The organism is Halomonas hibernica (genome assembly GCF_013183775.1).
Classification (GTDB): domain Bacteria; phylum Pseudomonadota; class Gammaproteobacteria; order Pseudomonadales; family Halomonadaceae; genus Vreelandella; species Vreelandella citrativorans.
This window is the reverse complement of sequence record NZ_VIFN01000001.1, coordinates 88,894-108,181: the sequence shown is the minus strand read 5'-3', so window position 1 is coordinate 108,181 and position 19,288 is coordinate 88,894. Positions and strand designations below refer to the sequence as shown.

The following is a 19,288-nucleotide window of genomic DNA, read 5'->3' as shown; positions in this document are numbered from 1 at the left end:
TTGGGTTTGACATGTTTGACGCATGCGCCATTAAGAACTTCATGTTTGGAGAGCAAGAAATGTTACCCACAACGACACCCGCATTGCGCCGGGTGCTCAACGCAGCCGTTGCCCAGTTTGCCCAGCATGGTTATGAGGGCGCTTCATTGTCGGGAATTGCTGCCGACGCCGGTATTCGCAAAGCGTCGCTTTATTCGCATATCAAAAATAAGGACGCGCTGTTTTCGGCGGTGTTTGAAGATGCCTTGAAAGTTGAATCGCAATTTGCCCAGGAATGCTTTGAGCACTCCAATACTGGACTGCCAGGCCAGCACTATTGCGAATCGTTGCTGGCACGCTACGCCGACTCAGAGCACTTTCGGTTTCTGCTACGCACCTCATATATCCCGCCCGAGTCGCTTTTTCATGAACTTCAGGAAGGCTACGAGGGTTACATGCAACAGCTGTTAGCAGATTTCACGACAGCGCTGCGTCGCCATGTTGGAAAGGCGCTTTCTGACCAGGATGCCCTGATGCTAGGCCACGCCTACATGGGCATGGTGGATAGCCTCCACGTGGCGCTTATCTATATTGGCACCGAGCGCTTTGAGGCACGTCTCAACGCACTTGAACGCCTCATGGGCGACAGTATCGCAAGGCTTGCAGGAGAGCATCATGACTGAACAGGTCATTCGTGAGAATACTCACCAAAGTACAGTGGGCATGGCGCTGGTCATTCTGCTGGCCCTGTTGACCGCACTCGATGCCATGGCGATTGATATGTATCTGCCCGGCATGCCGATGATTGCGCAGACCTATGAGGTCTCGGCGGGCAGCGTGCAGCAAACGCTGTCGGTCTTTTTGGCAGGGCTAGCGCTGGGGCAGTGTCTTTATGGCCCGCTGCTGGAGCGTTTTGGGCGGAGAATGCCGCTTCTGGTGGGGCTTGTAATCTTTGTGGTGGGTTCGGTGATTGCGGCCATGGCACCCACGCTTGAGTGGCTGCTCGCCGCACGCTTTTTACAGGCCATCGGCGCGGCCGCAGGCTTGGTCGCTCCACGTGCCATTGTGGCCGATCTTTGCGATGTGAAAAGCTCTGCCAAAATCTTTTCGCTATTGATGCAAGTCATGATGATTGCACCCGTCGTGGCGCCCATGATGGGGGGCTTTCTGCTTGAGCACGGTGGCTGGCGTGGTATTTTCTGGACGCTGGCCGGCTTGGGCGTCATCGGATTGGCATGGAGCCTGGCCGCCATTCCCGAGACGCTTGACGTTAGGCAGCGCACAGCGCTTAGCGTAGGCAGTGTTGTGCGTGGGTATCTGGCTCAGTCGCGTCGTCGGGTCTTCATGGCGTATACGGCGGCCGGTGGTTTTGTTCTGGGGTCACTTTTCACCTATATCAGCGCTGCGGCGTTTGTGTTTACCGACCATTTTGGCATGACCCCGACCCATTTCAGCTATCTGTTTGCCGCCAATTCCGTCGGGCTGATTATCGCTGGTATGCTATCCAATGCGTTGTCTGCACGCGGTATGACGCCTGCCGGGGTGACTTATCTCGGGCTTGGTATACATACACTGGCGGGGGCGCTTTTATATCTGGTCGTCACGATGGATATGGTCACGTTCGAAACGTACGTGGCGCTGCTAGCGGTAGCGATCGGCGCGCTTGGGCTGGTGTTTGGTAATTTGACCGCGCTGACCATGAACGCTGGCGGGGCGCAGGCCGGTGTGGCGTCGGCGCTGATGGGTACCCTGCACTATGTGATCGCGGCGGCCGTCGGCTATATTGCCAGCCTAGCGACCCAAGGGCCTCACTTGATGCCACTAACACTTACGCTGTGTGGCGTGGCCGCTTTATTGCTCTGCCGGCTTGCCGGTGCCATGACGAAAAAAGCACAGAACGTTCACCTCGATGGGGCACGTACTTAGCTCTTTTCAGAAAGGAATAAATAAACGTACAAACGAAAAAGCCGCGCAACCGCGCGGCTTCTCATTGAAAGGACGTATTCTACGGCTCATCCGGCCACACCAGGTGACGCGGCACGCGGCCCTTGGCATCAAACATCACGCCTTCATCACGCAATTTCTGATGCTGACGGGTAGCGCCGCCGTGGTCAGCAAGTTTAAGTGAGGCCGCAATCACCCGGTGCCAGGGAAGCTCATGACCATCGGGCAAGTGGCGCATGGCAGACCCCACCATTCGCGGTGTGGCGCCTTCGGTCATAGCGGCGATACGCCCATACGTCGTGACCCGCCCCGCCGGAATCTGATCAACAATCGTATAGATCTGCTCCAAAAGCTCGGGACGGGCCATAACGAATTCTCCGTAATTACCTCAGGCTAACGGGCTTATAGCGCTTCCACCAGCTGATCAATTGCCTGAAACGCTTCTTTTTGTGCTGCAGCACGCTGCTCTTCGCCCATGTTCAGACCTTCTGCGTACACGACATCAACATCGGTAATGCCTATCAAGCCTAGCATGCTTTTCAGGTGCGGCGTTTGGCTATCCCTGTCCGACCCCGCATACATACCACCACGGGCCGCCAGGATAATCACCCGCTTACCTTCGACGAGACCTTGTGGGCCGTTTTCTGTGTAACGGAACGTTTCGCCAGCACGCAGTACACGGTCAAACCAGGCTTTTAACTGCGAAGGAATACCCAGGTTATACATCGGTACCGCCAGGACCAACACGTCATTAGCACGCAGTTCGGCCAACAGCTCATCAGAGCGAGCAGCCAGTGCTTTCTGCTCGTCGCTGCGCTCGTCAGCCGGTGTCTGCCATGCGCCCAGTTCCGCAATATCCAGGTGAGGCAGCGCATCGGCAATCACGTCACGCTTAGTGACATCGACGCCTTCGCGGGCAGCCGCACGGCTTTGGAAGTGGTTGGCCAAGGCGATAGATTGGCCGTTTTCACCAAGTACAGAGGAGGTAACCAGCAGGGCACGAGTTGTCATTTAAAAAAAGCTCCAACGTAGGGTTAATAAGGAATTAACGCTATTTTACGATGATTTTGATTAATCAAAAGCGCAATGATATGAGTGTTACGTTCGATAAAATCGAATTATGATGATATCTATAAAAAAACCCCGCTTTTGTGTGAGCAGGGTTTTAGTTGGCTGATGATTAGTGCTTTTTAGGCCACGCCTTGGGATCAACCTTATTGGCTAACGTGGGGAATTTGCTGGGGTCAAAGGTAGGTTCTTTGCCTGCCTTCAACTGCGCCTCGTAATCACGGAACAGCGCAAAAGCAACCGGTGAAAGCAGCAGGATAGCCACCAGGTTAATAATTGCCATCATACCCATGGAAAGATCCGCAAAGTTCCAGATCGCCCCCAGACTCGCCATCGATCCCACCATGATCATCGCCAGCACCGCCAAGCGGTAAAGGAGAATCGCTACCGGCGCTCGGCGACCCGCTAAATACTCAATATTGGACTCGCCGTAAGAGTAGTTGGCAATCAAAGAAGTAAACGCGAACAGCAAGATAGCGACAGCTACAAACATGCCTCCCCAATCGCCTACGTGGCTTGAAAGCGCCATTTGGGTCAGTTGGATACCATTCGTCTCTTCACCGGCTAACAGCTCAGGCCCTGCCATAATAATAATGGCCGCCGTGGCCGTACAAATAACCAGCGTATCCAGAAACACACCCAGCATCTGAATAAAGCCCTGGGCAGCCGGATGATTAGGCCGCGTGCTGGCGGTGGCTGCCGCATTCGGCGCCGAACCCATGCCCGCCTCGTTGGAGAACAGGCCGCGTTGAATGCCGTTCATAATCGCTTGTGACACGGCATACCCCACAGCCCCACCAGCCGCTTGCTCAAGGCCAAAGGCGCTCTTCACAATGGTCATGATGGCTGCTGGGAAGTCACCGATATTAAGCCCGACCACAACAAGCGCGAGTAGCAGGTAAAGCAGAGCCATTAATGGCACCACCAGCTCCGCGACCTTGGCGATGGACTTTAAGCCACCAAAGATAATCGGCGTCACAACTACCACCAAGACTAACCCCATGGCCCAGGTGGGAACAGCAAATGCCTGCTCCATGGCCTGGGCGATGGAGTTGGCCTGTACGCTGTTAAACGCCAATCCAAACGCTACAATCAAACAGATGGAAAACAGCACGGCCAGCCAGCGCAGCCCAAGCCCACGTTCAATATAACGGGCGGGGCCGCCGCGAAAGGTGCTATCCCCATGGTCTGTTTTATAGGCCTGCGCCAAGGTAGATTCAATGAAGCTGGTCGCCATACCCACCATGGCGGTCATCCACATCCAGAAAATCGCGCCTGGGCCACCAAAATAGATCGCCACCGCCACACCTGCCAGGTTGCCGGTGCCTACGCGTGCCGCCAGGCTGGTGGAGAGTGCCTGGAATGAAGAAATTCCGTCACCTGCGTTGCGCGAGGTGCGCAGCAGTTTAAACATGTGACCGAAATAGCGCACTTGGATCGCACCGGTTCGTATCGTAAAGTAGAGGCCTGCGCCGATCAGCAAGTAGATCAGCACACTGCCCCATAACAGCCCGTTGCCGCGATCAACCAACGCGGTCAACAGTTGAGGTACCGAGAAATCCATACAACACGCCTTTTTTTAACTTATCGAAGGCGCTTCATTCTTCACGCCTGCACGAAAATGGCAAGAAAATTGGAGCATTTATTCTTAAAACGCTCCTAGGCAGCCCCAATATCTTTCGCTAACCACGCCCAGACTAAGGCTGCTTCGTCATCTACCTGCCGACGGCTGGGACGTACCAGCCAGAACTGCTCATCGCTTGGCACACTAATGGCCGGAAACGGCGTCACCAGGTCATTGCGCTGCTCCAACAAACGGTGATGAATAAGCGCTACCCCTGCGCCTTGGCTAGCTAACGCTAACGTCATCACCTGGTTATCGCATGTCATAGAACGACATTGCGTTTCCAAGTGACCTACGCCCGCCGCCTGTAGCCAGCCTGACCAGCCGACACCAAAACCTACTGCGTGAAGTAGCGTGTGCCCTCTTAAATCGGCAGGCGTTGTTAGCGTTGCAGCAAGCGTTGGCGAACACACTGGCAGCAATTGTTCATCACCTAGCGAGTGCATTTCAACGCCACTCCATTCCCCCCGCCCATAACGGATTTCGATATCAGCGCCCTCTACCCCATAGTCATCAGGCCAGATAGCGCTGACCAGGCGAATGGTGATGTGTGGACAGTGCTGGTAAAGAGCAGCCAAACGCGGCGCCAGCCAGGATTGCTGGAGAATCGGCGTGGCTCTTAATGTCACAGGCTGCCCACTAGTAGCGCCAAACACCTCAGCCGTTCCTTCGCTGATCCGCGAAAAAGCATCATTGATACTGGGCAGCCAGGCTTGCCCTACAGGCGTGAGGGTTAAGCTTCGCGCATGGCGCACAAAGAGCTTTTGCCCCAACCGCTCTTCCAACAACCGAACTCGCTGACTAATGGCCGCTTGGGTAACAGCCAACTCATTTCCAGCCGCGGTAAAGCTGAGCGTTCGCGCCGCCGACTCAAATGCCTGTAGCCATAACAGTGGCGGTAACTGACTCATGATAAATTCACCTATAAGTAAAATAAGGTCTTAGAGGCCATATTAATCATTTGTTTGAGCCATGACGAGTGCGCATCCTATCCGGGTGAGCCCCGGTCGATTTTCGTTTTCAGGACGAGGCAACCGATATTAGCGTTCGTGCCCCCGTCATTACCCTTGATAGCGGCGCTCGTCACCTCCAGGGCACGTATTTGGACCGCGACATGCTCGCCTCTCGCCTGCGTGTGTTAGCACGCCACTCATAAACCGCCCCGCGCGATATAAAAACTCAGCAAGGAGATCTCAATGAAAACCTGCCTACGCCTCTCACCCAGCATGCCGTTGGTAGCCACAGCACTCTTATCCGCTGCCTTTGCGTCCACCACGCACGGCGATGATCAAATACTTGATTTTGGTGTTCCCGCCTGGCCTGGCATTACCGTAAAGACGGAAATAGCCGAGCAGCTGTTAAACCCGCTGGGTTATGAAACCCGCGCGCAAGAGATTGGCCTGCAGGTGATCTATCAGGGTATGGAGAGCGGTGATATCGATGTATTTCTGGGCGCCTGGCTGCCCGCTCAGCGTGACATGTTCACCCCACGCAAAGAGTCAGGCTTACTGATTGATGTGGCGAACAACGTTGACGGCGCGCAAATGACGCTGGCGGTGCCTACCTATATTTACGAGAGCGGCATTCAAAGTTTTGCTGACCTTGCCGAAAACCGCGACCTGTTTAACGGTCAGATTCTCAGCTTTGGCGCTGGCTCGGCGGCCAGCGAAATTCTCCATGACGCCATTGATAATGACGCTTGGGAGCTGGGTGACTGGCGCCTGGTTGATACCAGCGAAATCGCCATGCTGTCCGCCGCTCGCGATGCTATCGAGCGTGAACAAGCGGTGGTCTGGGTCGGCTGGACTCCTCACTGGATGAACCTTGAGCTACCCATGCGTTACCTGGAGGATCCAGACAATCTGTTCGGTGAAAACAACGGTGAAAGTGATGTACTTACCCTGCTGCGCGCCGACTATGCTGAAGCCAATCCCAATATCACTGCGTTTTTTGAGCAGTTCAGCTTCACCGCTGACGAACAAAGCTGGATGATCCAGGCGTTTGGTCAAGACGAGCGTGCGCTTTCCGAGGTAGCCCAGGAGTGGATCAGCAATCACCCCGAGCGGCTAGAAGCCATGCTTACCGATGTAACGAACACCGACGGCGAACCCGCCTGGCCAATTATTAAAGCGCAGCTTACGTTATAAGTGCGCATCTTATGCCAACGCATCACAACCATGTAACGTAGCAAGGATGCACCGCGACCCTCCCCGGTCGCGGTGCTCGCCTTGCCACGTACCCAGCGCCCATCACGCACGCCCAGGGTTAACTGAGTCCCTAACAAGACACTTGTTTTATCCACTGGTTTCTGACCAAACGTGTCAGTGCGTGATGAGCTGGTCACCGTCGTGCATCGAGGCCGAAGCCTGGCAGCGGCGGTACTCGCCCGCTTATGTCACGCTGCACATGATCAATAAATGCGCGTAACCGCGTGGGCACATGGCGGCGCTGCTCAAATACCGCATAAAAGTCGGCCCGTACGCCCTGCCACTCAGGCAGCAGCGGCACCAGCGCCCCGCTGGCCAAGTGCTCGTTTACATCCCACCAGGAGCGCATCATTATCCCGTGTCCGTCCAGGGCCAACCGAGTTATGACTTCTCCATCGTTACTGGCCAGCCGTCCACTCACCTTCACTGACTGAACACACCCTGGGTCATTACAGCGCTCAAAACGCCAAAGGGGAAAGTCCGTATCGTTTTCACGAATCACCAGGCACGCCTGGCGCACAAGGTCGCCAGGCGCGTTCAGCGGTGCCATTCGAGCGATATAACCAGGTGCTGCACACAGCACTCGGCGATTGGGCAAAATTGGCCGAGCAATCAAACGTGAATCCGGCGGCTCGCCAATCCGTATACCGACATCAAAGCCGTGATCGCTCAGGTTAAGCGGGAAATTGGTGAGTTCCAGCCATCCCTCGACCGCTGGGTGCATTGCACAAAAGGTGGAGAGCAGCGGCGCAATGTGCTGCCGACCAAAACCAAAGGTGGCATTAACCCGTAGCCGCCCGCTAAGCCCATGCTTATGTGTATCGTTAAGAGAGTTCTCAAGCTCCCCCAGCTCATCCAGAATCAGCGCTCCGCGAGAGAGATAACGCTCGCCTTCTGCCGTGAGCGTCAATCGCCGGGTGGTGCGTGCGGCAAGCTCCACGCCCAACCGCGCCTCTAGCTGCTTTAAGCGCTTGCTCACCGCCGACAGCGAAAGCCCCAGCTCACGCGCCGCTCCCGTCAAACTTCCTGCACGGGCTAACTGCTGAAAAAAGGCAAGATCATCTAGCGCCGACATGGATTCTCCACTTTCAGGCAACAATAGCTTGCATAGTAGCCTGATTATTATCAGCCAGATAGCGGCTACACTGCGTTCATCGCTCATCTTTTTAATAACAAGGAATCCAAATGGCCCACCGTATTGCAGTGATCGCTGGCGACGGCATTGGTACCGAAGTCATGCCCGAAGGTATTCGCGCCCTTGAGGCCGCAGCCCAGCGCTTTAATATCGACCTTGAATTCACGACCTTTGAATTTGGCAGCTGCGACTACTACCTGGAGCACGGCCAAATGATGCCGGACGACTGGTTTGAACAGCTCAAGGGGTTCGATGCGCTGTTTTACGGCGCGGTAGGCTGGCCCGACAAAGTGCCCGACCATATTTCTCTTTGGGGCTCGCTGCTGCAGTTTCGCCGCCAGTTCGACCAGTACATCAACCTGCGCCCTTGCAAGCTAATGCCCGGTATTAAAAGCCCGCTTGCTGGACGTGAACCAGGCGATATCGACTTTTACGTGGTGCGCGAAAACACCGAGGGCGAATACTCAAGCATCGGCGGCAAGATGTTTGAAGGCACCGAGCGCGAAATTGTCATCCAGGAAACCGTGATGTCGCGTACAGGTGTTGACCGCGTGCTTAAGTACGCATTTGACTTGGCGCAAACTCGCCCACGCAAAAAGCTCACCTCGGCCACCAAATCCAACGGCATCTCTATCACCATGCCCTACTGGGACGAGCGCGTGCTGGAAATGGCCAAGCAGTATCCGGAGATTGATGTCGATAAATTCCATATTGATATCCTGACCGCCAACTTTGTACTGCATCCCGACTGGTTTGACGTGGTCGTCGGCAGCAACCTGTTTGGCGATATTCTTTCCGACCTGGGGCCAGCGTGTACCGGCACTATCGGCATTGCCCCTTCGGCCAACATTAACCCCGAAGGCAAATTCCCCAGCCTGTTTGAACCGGTACACGGCAGCGCACCGGATATTGCAGGCAAAGGTATCGCCAACCCGATCGGGCAGATTTGGTCTGGCGCCATGATGCTTGAGCATCTGGGCCATAAAGCAGCCGCTGATGCGATGGTGACGGCGATTGAAGACGTGCTTCGCGAAGGTGACAGCCAAGTGGTCACCCGTGATGTTGGCGGCCAAGGCACCACGGAAAGCCTGGGCCGCGCGATTGCCAAACGTTTAAGCCAGTAATCCCTTCGCCATAGGAAAGCCACCCCGCAGATAATTATCGACGGGGTGGCTTTTTATTGGCGGTTGGTTACTCCGCTAACTTCGCAGCGATTTTCGCAACGTGCTCGCCCTGAAAGCGCGCAAGCTTCAGTTCACGCTCGCTTGGCTGGCGGGAGCCGTCACTACCTGCCAAAGTCGCCGCTCCGTAAGGGTTACCGCCGCTGACTTCGGAAATATCAAACTGCTCTTCAATGCCATAACCGACGGGCACAATCACCATGCCGTGGTGGGCAAGCGTCGTCCAGGTGGAGGTAATCGTCATCTCATCGCCACCGCCGGTACCTGTTGAGGTAAACACACTCGCCACTTTGCCACGCAAGGTGCCGTTAGCCCATAAGCCGCCGGTTTGGTCAAAAAAGGTGCGCATTTGGCCGGTCATATTGCCAAAGCGGGTTGGGGTACCAACAATAATCGCATCGTAATCGGCCAGTTCCTGGGGAGTCGCTTCGGGCGTATCGTAATCCTGCTTACCGCCGGCATTTTTGAAGGCATCTGCGGGCATGGTTTCAGGTACTCGCTTAACGGTTACCTCTACGCCTTCAACTTTCCTTGCCCCTTCTGCAACGGCCTTGGCCAAGGTATCAACATGCCCATACATGGAATAGTAAAGTACCAATACCTTTGTCATTGCTTACTCCTTTGGACTGCGTTTTAGCTACGTTAATGGCATTCCGATTAGGGAATGACTACAACATAGCCTAGCCTGCAGCAGCGAAAAGCGAATGTTTTCCCCTGCACTCTTCGATTTTCACCTTACGCTGATACAAAGCAGCGGCTGGTTTCTCGCATTGAATCCCAAAAGTGCGCGGCAAAGCGCCCTTCCTATTAAAACGCCCACTCACCGTGAGCGTTTTAGGTACCGTCTTACACTCGAGCGCCCGCCATTTTCATAACCACGACGCTAACGCTTGCTCCCGTTTTTGAGCATGTTAAAGATAGCGTGTGAATTTCCAACCTATAACAAGAGGCCGATAATGCTGAATCACTGGCTTGACTGGACCCTTGATGGGCACCTTCCCGTACAGCGTAGCGGCCAATTTCCAAGCGGTACTTATCGGCTTCATGCCCCCGGCATTATGGAGCTTATCCCCCATACGCCGCAGCCAGAGGCCTATGCCTGCGTTTTTTCAGCGGCGATTCATGGCAACGAAACGGCCCCGGTTGAATTGCTCGGTGAGTGGCTAAGCGCCCTGAAAGCAGGCACTACCCCACTGGGTGCTCCCGTACTGGTCATCCTTGGCAATATCCCCGCGCTACGCGCTCAGCAACGGTTTATAGCAACCAACCTTAACCGCCTCTTTAAGCGTGATTTAACGGACAGTGGTGAGGAGCCAGAACGCGCACGTGAACTAATGGCTGCGGTAGACCGATTTTATGCAACTCATGCCGCGCGACCCAGGTTGCACTACGACTTGCACACCGCCATTCGTGAAAGCCTCTACCCGATTTTTGTTGTCGAGCCGTTTGCTAACACTGCAACCCTGCCGGAGCAGTGGCAGTGGCTTGCTGCGGCGGGCATGCAGGCCGTGCTTCATCAACACCAGACAAGCTGGACCTTCTCGCACTACAGCAAGCATTACCACGGCGCTCAAGCGTTCACTTTTGAGCTAGGCCGCGTCGCCCCTTTCGGGCAAAATGACAGGGCATCGCTAATCCCCATGGGCGCGCTGCTTACGTCGCTCAGCAAAGGCGAAACACCTGCCCAGCAAGACCCCGCGAGCATGGTATTCTTTCAGGTAGAGCATGAGCTTAAGCGCCAAGCGGAGGACTTTACGCTCTACGTTGATGCTGACATGCCCAACTTCAGCCGTTTTGAGCCCGGCACGCGTTTGGCCCAGGATAGCGTGGCAGGCGATTTCGTGGTGGGCGAGACGCCGCTACATGTCGTATTTCCTAATGCCAACGTGGCGTTGGGGGCGCGGGCGGCGCTTTTGGTGGCCCCGGTTCACTCCTCAAGTCAAACCGCAAAATAAGCTTAATAGTTATTTAATAACAACAACATGGAGATAATATCGAGGCACACGCGTATCACTTACGGCCGCCTTCCTACATTTATCGTATAAGGAAAGCACGCATTTTTCGCTGAGCCTGATAGAATCGCCACTTTTTTCGCGCCAGCCGCATTTAGCCTACGTTAACTCAACACGTTGCTACCGCGGCAACTTTGTACTGGAGCCTATGTTTATGGCCGCTACTCCCCTGGAAGTGCGTAATATTAAAAAGCGCTTCGGCGATACGGAAGTTCTGAAAGGCCTTTCACTCGAAGCCCAAAAAGGTGATGTCATCACGCTAATTGGCGCTTCAGGGTCGGGTAAAAGTACCTTTCTGCGCTGTATGAACCTGTTAGAGCAGCCGGATGAGGGCGAGATTATCCTTCACGGCGACCCGATACGCTTTAAGGTGAACCGGCACGGACGCGAGCCAGCCGATTGGAAACAGGTTGTCCAAATGCGTGCCAAGCTTTCCATGGTGTTTCAGAATTTCAATCTCTGGGCACACATGACGCTGCTTGAAAATATAATTGAAGCGCCTATCCATGTGCTCGGCCTTCCTAAAAAAGAAGCGATTGAACAGGCCCATGCGCTGCTTGAGCGTGTGGGGCTAACCGCCCGCGCCAACGCCTACCCGGCGCAAATGTCAGGTGGCCAGCAGCAGCGCGGCGCGATTGCTCGGGCACTGGCCATGAACCCAGAGGTTATGCTGTTTGACGAGCCGACCTCGGCGCTGGACCCGGAGCTTGTCGGCGACGTACTGAAAGTCATGCGCGACCTGGCCAATGAAGGGCGTACCATGGTGGTGGTTACCCATGAGATGAGTTTTGCCCGCGATGTCTCAAGCAAGGTGATCTATCTTCATCAGGGCTTGGTGGAAGAAGCCGGGGCGCCAGATGATGTATTAGGCAATCCCCAATCGTCCCGACTGAAACAGTTTCTTACTCCTAACTACTGATCTGCGAGGCGACCATGCTGGATTTGCAAGGGTACGGCCCCCGTTTGATCGAAGGTGCCGGGGTCACCGTTCAACTAGCGGTTTTATCGCTACTGTTAGCCATCGCGCTAGGCCTTCTCACCGCCACAGCCAAGATGTCACGCCACTGGCTATTGCACGGCACGGCAACCGTTTACACGACGCTGATTCGCGGCGTGCCAGACCTTGTCTTGATGATGCTGCTGTTTTACGGCGGCCAAATCGGTGTTAACGCGATTAGTGATATTCTGTACTACAGCTACGACATTGATATTTACATTAATTTCAATGCCTTTGCCGCGGGCGTACTGACCATTGGGTTTATTTTTGGTGCCTATATGGGCGAGACCTTCCGGGGCGCCTTTATGGCCGTCGATAACGGCCAAATTGAGGCAGGCAAAGCCTACGGGATGAGCAGCACACTGGTCTTTCGCCGCATTCGTTTCCCACAAATGATGCGTCATGCGCTGCCCGGGCTCTCCAATAACTGGATGGTGCTGCTGAAAACCACCGCGCTCGTCTCGGTAATCGGCTTGACCGATATGGTTCGCGTGGCCGCTGAAGCCTCCCGAGCGACTCATGAGCCGTTTGTGTTTTTAATCCCTGTAGCCGTTGCCTATCTGTTGATTGCCAGCGTCTCCGAGTGGATTTTTGCCCGGCTACAAAAGCGCTACGACATCGGCTTTGGGGAGCAGTGACATGCTAGATATTTCCGCATGGTTTAATGACCTTTTGTCCGGCAATCTGATCTTCACCCCCACTACAATGGGCTACTACTGGACAGGGCTTGTCACCACCACACAGCTGGTGTTTCTGTCGCTGGTAATCGGGCTGGTGCTAGCGGTGCCGCTTGCCATTATGCGCAGCTCACGGCGTAAATGGATCAGCCTGCCCGTGTATGCCTATACCTATGTGTTTCGTGGCACGCCGCTGCTGGTCCAGCTGTATATTATTTACTATGGCGTGGTGTTTTTTGACGGCATCCAGGAAAGCTTTTTGTGGCCGATCTTCCGTGAAGCCTTCTACCCTGCACTGATCGCTTTCACTCTTAACACGGCGGCTTATACCACAGAGATTTTCCGGGGTGCTATCAAGTCGACGTCCAAGGGTGAAATTGAAGCGGCACGCGCTTACGGCATGTCCCAAAGCCTGATGATGCGCCGGATCATTATCCCCAGCGCATTTCGTCGCGCTCTACCCGCCTACGGCAATGAAGTGATTTTCATGCTTCATGCCAGCGCGATAGCCAGCGTGGTCACCTTAATGGACCTGACCGGAGCGGCCCGCTATGTCTATTCACGGTTCTATACGCCGTTTGAGCCCTTCCTGTTTGTCGCGGCTATTTACCTGTGCTTAACGTTTGCCATTCTGTTTTTCTTCCGCTTTTTAGAGAAGAAATTACTTGCGCACTTAAAGCCACAAACCCCGTAAACGGTTCGATGACGAGCGAACGTCAAACAAACGTTGGTTCACAAAGCGTTTTCCTCTTTCCGCCGGCCCCAACCTGGGTTACGTTAAAGAGGATCACCTCGGGTGAACCTGTTTTACAACGGAGTTAAATAATGAAAAAGTTGCTATCAGTTTCTTTAATTGGTTTGGCTGTTGCTGCGGCCTCTTCCGCCCAGGCACGTGATTATGATCAGGTGCGTATTGGTGTTGATGTACCTTATGTCCCGATGGAATTCCGCACCCCTGAAGGCGACCTGACCGGTTTTGATATCGAGCTGGGCAACGCCATGTGTGAAGAGATCGGAGTGACCTGCGAGTGGATCGAGCAGGAGTGGGACGGCATTATTCCGGGCCTTCTGTCACGCAACTACGACGCCGTCATGTCCTCCATGACCATCAACGATGAGCGTCGCCAGCAGGTGCTGTTCTCTGACCCCTACATCACCATGCCGTCTGCCTGGTTTGCCGCAAGCGACCTGGATATCGACGAAGCCAATGAAGAAACCCTTGAAGGCCTGACCATCGGCGTTCAACGCGGCACACTTCAGGACAACTACGTCACCGATAACTACGGCAGCGTGGCCGATATCAGCCGCTACTCCACCGCCGATGATATGGTGCTGGATATGGACGCGCAGCGTCTGGATATCGTCTTCCTCGACTTCCCAATCGGCCAGTCCACGCTGGTTGAGAACGAAGACGCTGACTACACCATTGTGGGCGAAAAAATCACTGAGCCTAAAGAGTACTTTGGTGACGGCTTTGGTATCGCCTTCCGCCAGCGTGATGAAGCGCTTGCCGAAAAATTCAACGAAGCCCTCGCAACGCTTCAAGAAAACGGTACCTACGATGAGATTCACGCTCGCTACTTTGGCGAAGAGTAATCACATAGCGTAGTGACTGCCCCCATCACCCTGGCCTTTGCCGGGGTGATTTATTTATGCCCTTGCCTTTTTCTCCTTTCATCAGCGGCTTAAAAACCAGGTACGCAGGCCCATTAACAAGCACGCTGCCCCTTGGAATGAACCAGGTCAGCGTGAAAGGGTCTCTGTATCATTCTCCATGTGCATATAGCCGATATGGTTCATATAGCTGATATAACCCATATAGCGATGAAACGTCATTTCGCTATCACCGTAATTTAGTCATAAAAACAGGGAGGTTTTATGGCAGCAACCCTTAGCGCCACACCAGACATCGACCGACGCCCGTCTTCCTACTGGACAGGCTGGGGCCAGTGGCTCGCGCTCATTACCATGACGGTAGACCACCTTACCCGCTATGTACTGCCTGGGGATTTTAGCTGGGCAGGCTCCTCTATTGGCCGGATTGCCTTTCCACTGTTTGCCGCCATGGTCGCCTGGCACGGGCTATTTAATACCCGTAACCCAATGCGCTATTCACGGCGTATTCTGGTTATCGGACTGGTAGCGCAACTCCCCTATATGATGATGCCACGCGCATCGGATGCGTTGATTTTTAACGTCTGCTTTACGCTGGCCAGTGGCCTGGCCTTGGGCACACTGGCGCGCCAAGGCTGGCAGCACTACCAACAGCAAACGCTGGGGTTTGGCTGGCTGCTGTTGGGCACAGCAGTGGGCGTCACGGTGTGGTACCTGCTCGGTTTCTGGGTGGAGTACGGCCACAACGGTCTACTGTTGATTCCGCTATTCATGTTTGCCATGCATTCACTTAGCCAAGCGGACACCCATTTTCAGGCGCGACTTTGGGCAGGCTTGGCCGCCTTTCCCGTGCTCTGGGTTGCCGGACAAATGAACGCCTCGGATATGGCAAAATCGTTTACCGTGGGCACCTGTGTCGTGGTCCTGATACTGGCTGCTGGCTTGGCTCAACGCGTGCCTGTGGTAACGTTTGCCATGCCTCGCAGGCTTTGGTTGGCCTGGTACCCTGGGCACTTTGCGTTAATCGCGCTGTGGCTATTGCTGAGCGGGCGTATTGCGCTGGGTTGGTAAATGTTCAAGCTGGTTCGAGAGACTTTAAACAGAGCTTAAAACGGTCTTAAAAAAGAGCTTAACACCGGAATAAAAAAAGGCGCCTCACATCGTGGGGCGCCTTTTCAGTGACTTAATAACGCTTATCTATAATGAGCGCTCAAAACTCCACTCAACCGCCGGAGCATCAGGTATCAGTGCCTGGCAGGCGCGCACCTTTTCCAGCAGTTCAGCGTGGGTAGCGGCCACCACGTTAACGTGGGCCAGCTTGCGCCCTGCCCGCTCGGCTTTGTCATAGCGGTGCACATGGGTATTGGCAAGCTTGAGCATGGCCACGTTGTCGCCCTCCTGGCCAATCACATTGACCATACAGGTGGGCGCAATGGCCGCTGTGCTGCCCAGTGGTAATCCTTGAACCGCGCGTAGATGGTTCTCGAACTGGCTGGTAACCGCTCCATCCATCGTCCAATGACCGGAGTTATGCACGCGTGGCGCCATCTCGTTAGCCAGCAGGCTGCCATCGCGGGTTTGGAACAGCTCAAGCGCCAGCACGCCCACGTAATCCAGCTCATCCAGCAGCGCACGAATATACGTATCAGCCGTTTGCTGCACCTGAGCGTCCAGGTCGGGCAGCGGCGCCACCGAGTAACGCAGAATACCGCCCACATGCTGGTTCTCTGCCATGGGGTAGAAAACCACCTCGCCATCGCGACCGCGTACAGCAATCATCGAAACTTCGCGAACAAAATCCACAAACGCTTCAACGATCAGCTGCGTATGGCCAATGCTCTGCCAAGCGTTAGCCGCCTCTTCTGGCGCCTTTAAAACCGCCTGACCTTTGCCGTCGTAACCTTCCGTGACGGACTTTGCCACCACCGGGCAGCCAAGCTCGCGAGCGGCCGCTTCCAGTTGCTCTGCGCTCTCGACCACACGGTAAGCAGGCGTCGGGATGTTCAAGCGATCAAACAGGGTTTTCTCTTCAACCCGGTTTTGGCAGACCTCGATCGCTCGGCTACTCGGATACACCGGCTTGTGCTTTTCGATCTCCTGCACAAGCGTCACCGGCAGATGCTCGAACTCGTAAGTCACGACATCCACCTTGGCGAGAAACTCAGCCAAGTGCTGATTACCCGGGTCGACAATGACCTCGCCGATGCCCGCACTTGGGTTACCTGTGGTATCCAGGAACGTAAACCGATTGCCTAGCGGGTAGCCCGCCAGCGCCAGCATACGTCCCAACTGGCCTGCGCCTAAAACGCCGATGTTTGTCGTACCAGAGTTCATGGGGGCTCCTTTTACTCAGCATCCGGCGCGGGGCGCGGGTCCGGGTTATCCAGTACCAGTTGAGTTTGCTCTGCACGGAAGGCCTCAACCGCGTTACGCACGGCGTTGTCCTGAAGGCCAACAATCTGCGCGGCCAGCAGGCCCGCATTGGTCGCACCAGCCTTACCAATCGCCAGCGTGCCAACGGCGATACCACCGGGCATCTGCGCAATCGAGAGCAGTGAATCAAGGCCTTTAAGCGCTTTGGATTCAACCGGCACACCCAGCACCGGCAGCGGCGTTTGTGAGGCCACCATACCGGGCAGGTGGGCGGCACCGCCTGCACCGGCCACAATTACCTGTAAACCGCGCTCAGCGGCACTTTTCGCATAGTCGAACAACAGGTCAGGCGTTCGGTGGGCAGAGACCACACGCGTTTCATAGGCAACGCCTAAGCGCTCCAGCATCGTCACCGCATGCTCCATCACCGGCCAATCCGATTTGGACCCCATAATGACGCCCACTTTGGGTGCGCTATTCGACGACATGCCATTTCTCCCCGGCCAGTGGCCATATAAAAAAACGATAAAGTACCGCACGCCAGAAGCAGCCGTGCACACTAAAATAAGGCACATAGTTTACCAGAGCCAAGCCGCAAGCGGGTGTTCACAAGTGTCGCGAAATTTTCATCAAATTAAATATTGAAATGCACCTGCGTTGGCGGCATTGTGTCCTTGTCATTTCAGACTGATGGAGTCTCATGAGTACGGCATACTCAACTGCTCACGCAGAAACGCTGGATCCTCCGCGAAGCAGCCCTGACCTCGATGTCAGGGAATTAGAAAAACGCACGCGCCTAATGCGCATTATCACGCGTTTAATTGCAGTATCAGATCTAGGAAGCCGGGAAATTGCCCGCCAGGCAGGGCTTCCAGTACAGAAGATTAGCGACTTGCTCGCCGGCAGGCTTGAGCACCTGAACATTGACGAGCTCAATGTTCTGCGCCGCACGTTAGAGCTGGAGGCGCCATAGGAGCAGCCATTAGCCCTTTAAATCACGAACGCCTCGCTTAAGCGAGGCGTTTTTGTATGGTTTTGGCTCATTATCTACTAAACCGGTATCAAAAGACCGCCCAGTGCAATCACAACCACAACCGCCCAGGCAGACAGCTTCCACACGGAAAGCAGTAAAAAGCCGCTAAGCGCCAAGGCAAATTCATACGGCCCGATAATCGCGCTGGTCCACACCGGCTGGTAAAGCGCAGCGCCCAGAATCCCCACCACTGCGGCATTGGCACCACGCATCAACGCTTGAGCACTTCCCCATTGGCGAAAGCGGTTCCAGAATGGCAGCACGCCCACCAGCAGTAAAAACCCTGGTATGAAGATAGCCAGCAAGGCCACTAGCGCCCCAACAAGGCCATTAATGCCGGGCAGTAACGCCCCAAGGTATGCGGCAAAGGTAAACAGCGGCCCCGGCACGGCCTGTGCCGCTCCGTAACCGGTTAAAAACGCATCCGGCGTTATCCAGCCTGACTCCACCACTTCCGCTTGTAATAGCGGCAGTACCACATGCCCACCGCCAAATACCAGCGCGCCTGAACGATAAAAGGCATCGGCAATATCAAGCCAAACCGCACTTCCCGCAAGCAACGGCAACCCAATCAGTAGCCCAGCGAACAGCCCCAGTGCGATAACCCCAACTGAGCGCGACACAGCAAAGTGGAGTGTTTCGCTTGGCATGGCAGTCACGGCTTCGCGGCATAGCAGGAACCCCGCCAAGCCACCGAACACAATGGCGCCCACCTGCCCTAGCGGCCCGCTGACCAACAACACCGTGAACACGGCCAGTAGCGCAATGCCCGTGCGGGTTTTATCCGGGCACAGGTTACGCGCCATCCCCCATACCGCATGGGCCACAATGGCCACAGCCACTATCTTCAAGCCATGAATAATACGGCTGACAATCGGGCCATCCAGCACCGTCGCCCCGAACGCAAACAGCACCAGCACAATGGCAGAAGGCAGCGTAAAGGCCAGCCACGCCATCGCAGCTCCCCAAGGGCCCGCGCGCATTAGCCCAAGCGCAAAACCCACCTGGCTGCTGGCGGGTCCTGGCAAAAACTGGCAAAGCGCGACCAGGTCCGCATAGGCAGCCTCCGAAAGCCAACGGCGGCGCTCCACAAACTCAGCCCGAAAATAGCCCAGATGCGCCACTGGCCCACCAAAGGAGGTCAGACCAAGCCATAGAAAAACCCTAAAGACTTCGCTGACGCGCGTGCGTAAATTGTTCTCTTCAGCCATAGCGGAAGGCTCTTTTGCGTAATAGAAAGTGCCCACGATACCCGCTGCATTTTACGCAGTGATGACAAGCCGCCCGGGCCGTGTCACCTAACTCCGGCACCGCTTCGCGCTGCATCCGCGGGTGCGCTGGCGCTTACCACGCGCTACAAAATTCGGTAAACGTATCGTCGCACGCCACCAAACCGCATATAGGCGTGTTCCGTAACGACGGCCCGGCGCGAATGGCCGGGCCG

The 19,288-nt window shown here is 55.2% G+C and carries 20 protein-coding genes; 11 read left to right on the top strand and 9 right to left on the bottom strand.

Features of this window, described 5'->3' with window-relative positions:
- Positions 1-59: 59 nt before the first annotated feature.
- Both FKN99_RS00530 and FKN99_RS00525 read left to right on the top strand, forming a co-directional pair.
- The gene (locus FKN99_RS00530; RefSeq protein ID WP_172116077.1) at positions 60-662 is read left to right on the top strand and encodes a TetR/AcrR family transcriptional regulator; all 603 of its coding nucleotides are present in this window, start codon (positions 60-62) and stop codon (positions 660-662) included.
- Positions 655-1,905 carry a multidrug effflux MFS transporter gene (locus FKN99_RS00525; RefSeq protein ID WP_172116076.1) on the top strand — a complete coding sequence of 417 codons (1,251 nt, stop codon included), beginning with the start codon at positions 655-657 and terminating at the stop codon, positions 1,903-1,905. The genes FKN99_RS00530 and FKN99_RS00525 overlap by 8 nt, the downstream gene beginning before the upstream one ends.
- Before the next feature lie 79 nt (positions 1,906-1,984).
- Here FKN99_RS00525 and FKN99_RS00520 read toward each other — a convergent pair whose 3' ends face one another.
- The 4 genes from FKN99_RS00520 to FKN99_RS00505 form a co-directional block, all read right to left on the bottom strand.
- Positions 1,985-2,290 carry an MGMT family protein gene (locus tag FKN99_RS00520; protein WP_087108490.1) on the bottom strand — a complete coding sequence of 102 codons (306 nt, stop codon included), beginning with the start codon at positions 2,288-2,290 and terminating at the stop codon, positions 1,985-1,987.
- A 35-nt stretch (positions 2,291-2,325) separates the two neighbouring features.
- On the bottom strand, positions 2,326-2,934 hold the full coding sequence (locus FKN99_RS00515) for an FMN-dependent NADH-azoreductase (RefSeq protein ID WP_172116075.1): 609 nt from the start codon (positions 2,932-2,934) through the stop codon (positions 2,326-2,328).
- Positions 2,935-3,103: 169 nt separating this feature from the next.
- Positions 3,104-4,555, bottom strand: coding sequence for an alanine/glycine:cation symporter family protein (locus FKN99_RS00510; RefSeq protein WP_172116074.1), 1,452 nt, complete (start codon positions 4,553-4,555; stop codon positions 3,104-3,106).
- A gap of 95 nt (positions 4,556-4,650) precedes the next feature.
- Positions 4,651-5,526, bottom strand: coding sequence for a LysR substrate-binding domain-containing protein (locus FKN99_RS00505; protein ID WP_172116073.1), 876 nt, complete (start codon positions 5,524-5,526; stop codon positions 4,651-4,653).
- Positions 5,527-5,811: 285 nt separating this feature from the next.
- On the opposite strand from FKN99_RS00505, the gene FKN99_RS00500 reads away from it, so the two are divergent.
- The gene (locus FKN99_RS00500; protein WP_406565411.1) at positions 5,812-6,762 is read left to right on the top strand and encodes an ABC transporter substrate-binding protein; all 951 of its coding nucleotides are present in this window, start codon (positions 5,812-5,814) and stop codon (positions 6,760-6,762) included.
- 193 nt (positions 6,763-6,955) lie between these two features.
- Here the strand turns inward: FKN99_RS00500 and FKN99_RS00495 are convergent, their stop codons facing one another.
- Positions 6,956-7,897, bottom strand: a complete 942-nt coding sequence (locus FKN99_RS00495; RefSeq protein WP_172116072.1) for a LysR family transcriptional regulator — start codon at positions 7,895-7,897, stop codon at positions 6,956-6,958.
- Positions 7,898-8,007: 110 nt separating this feature from the next.
- Here FKN99_RS00495 and FKN99_RS00490 point away from each other — a divergent pair, with 110 nt between their 5' ends.
- Positions 8,008-9,081 carry a tartrate dehydrogenase gene (locus tag FKN99_RS00490; RefSeq protein ID WP_172116071.1) on the top strand — a complete coding sequence of 358 codons (1,074 nt, stop codon included), beginning with the start codon at positions 8,008-8,010 and terminating at the stop codon, positions 9,079-9,081.
- Positions 9,082-9,148: 67 nt separating this feature from the next.
- On the opposite strand, the gene wrbA is transcribed toward FKN99_RS00490, so the two are convergent.
- Positions 9,149-9,748 (bottom strand): NAD(P)H:quinone oxidoreductase, encoded by a 600-nt coding sequence (gene wrbA / locus FKN99_RS00485; protein WP_087108478.1) that lies wholly within the window; start codon positions 9,746-9,748, stop codon positions 9,149-9,151.
- Positions 9,749-10,094: 346 nt separating this feature from the next.
- Between wrbA and FKN99_RS00480 the strand changes: the two genes are divergently transcribed.
- From FKN99_RS00480 to FKN99_RS00455, 6 genes are all read left to right on the top strand, one after another.
- A complete protein-coding gene (locus FKN99_RS00480) occupies positions 10,095-11,093 on the top strand; it encodes a succinylglutamate desuccinylase (protein ID WP_172116070.1) in 999 nt (332 codons plus the stop codon).
- A gap of 205 nt (positions 11,094-11,298) precedes the next feature.
- Positions 11,299-12,069, top strand: a complete 771-nt coding sequence (locus tag FKN99_RS00475) for an ABC transporter ATP-binding protein (protein ID WP_406565410.1) — start codon at positions 11,299-11,301, stop codon at positions 12,067-12,069.
- Between the two features lie 14 nt (positions 12,070-12,083).
- Entirely contained in the window at positions 12,084-12,785 is a 702-nt protein-coding gene (locus tag FKN99_RS00470; RefSeq protein ID WP_172116068.1) for an ABC transporter permease, read from the top strand.
- A gap of 1 nt (position 12,786) precedes the next feature.
- Positions 12,787-13,518 carry an ABC transporter permease gene (locus tag FKN99_RS00465; protein WP_172116067.1) on the top strand — a complete coding sequence of 244 codons (732 nt, stop codon included), beginning with the start codon at positions 12,787-12,789 and terminating at the stop codon, positions 13,516-13,518.
- Positions 13,519-13,649: 131 nt separating this feature from the next.
- Positions 13,650-14,420, top strand: a complete 771-nt coding sequence (locus tag FKN99_RS00460) for a transporter substrate-binding domain-containing protein (RefSeq protein ID WP_172116066.1) — start codon at positions 13,650-13,652, stop codon at positions 14,418-14,420.
- Positions 14,421-14,702: 282 nt separating this feature from the next.
- Positions 14,703-15,509, top strand: coding sequence for a TraX family protein (locus tag FKN99_RS00455; protein WP_172116065.1), 807 nt, complete (start codon positions 14,703-14,705; stop codon positions 15,507-15,509).
- Between the two features lie 126 nt (positions 15,510-15,635).
- On the opposite strand, the gene FKN99_RS00450 is transcribed toward FKN99_RS00455, so the two are convergent.
- The gene (locus tag FKN99_RS00450; RefSeq protein ID WP_172116064.1) at positions 15,636-16,772 is read right to left on the bottom strand and encodes a 5-(carboxyamino)imidazole ribonucleotide synthase; all 1,137 of its coding nucleotides are present in this window, start codon (positions 16,770-16,772) and stop codon (positions 15,636-15,638) included.
- 11 nt (positions 16,773-16,783) lie between these two features.
- Positions 16,784-17,299: a 5-(carboxyamino)imidazole ribonucleotide mutase gene (gene purE / locus FKN99_RS00445; RefSeq protein WP_172116063.1), complete on the bottom strand. Its 516-nt coding sequence runs from the start codon at positions 17,297-17,299 to the stop codon at positions 16,784-16,786.
- A gap of 212 nt (positions 17,300-17,511) precedes the next feature.
- On the opposite strand from purE, the gene FKN99_RS00440 reads away from it, so the two are divergent.
- Positions 17,512-17,784 carry an XRE family transcriptional regulator gene (locus FKN99_RS00440; protein ID WP_018918645.1) on the top strand — a complete coding sequence of 91 codons (273 nt, stop codon included), beginning with the start codon at positions 17,512-17,514 and terminating at the stop codon, positions 17,782-17,784.
- A 77-nt stretch (positions 17,785-17,861) separates the two neighbouring features.
- On the opposite strand, the gene chrA is transcribed toward FKN99_RS00440, so the two are convergent.
- Positions 17,862-19,055 carry a chromate efflux transporter gene (gene chrA, locus FKN99_RS00435; protein WP_172116062.1) on the bottom strand — a complete coding sequence of 398 codons (1,194 nt, stop codon included), beginning with the start codon at positions 19,053-19,055 and terminating at the stop codon, positions 17,862-17,864.
- Positions 19,056-19,288 lie beyond the last annotated feature (233 nt).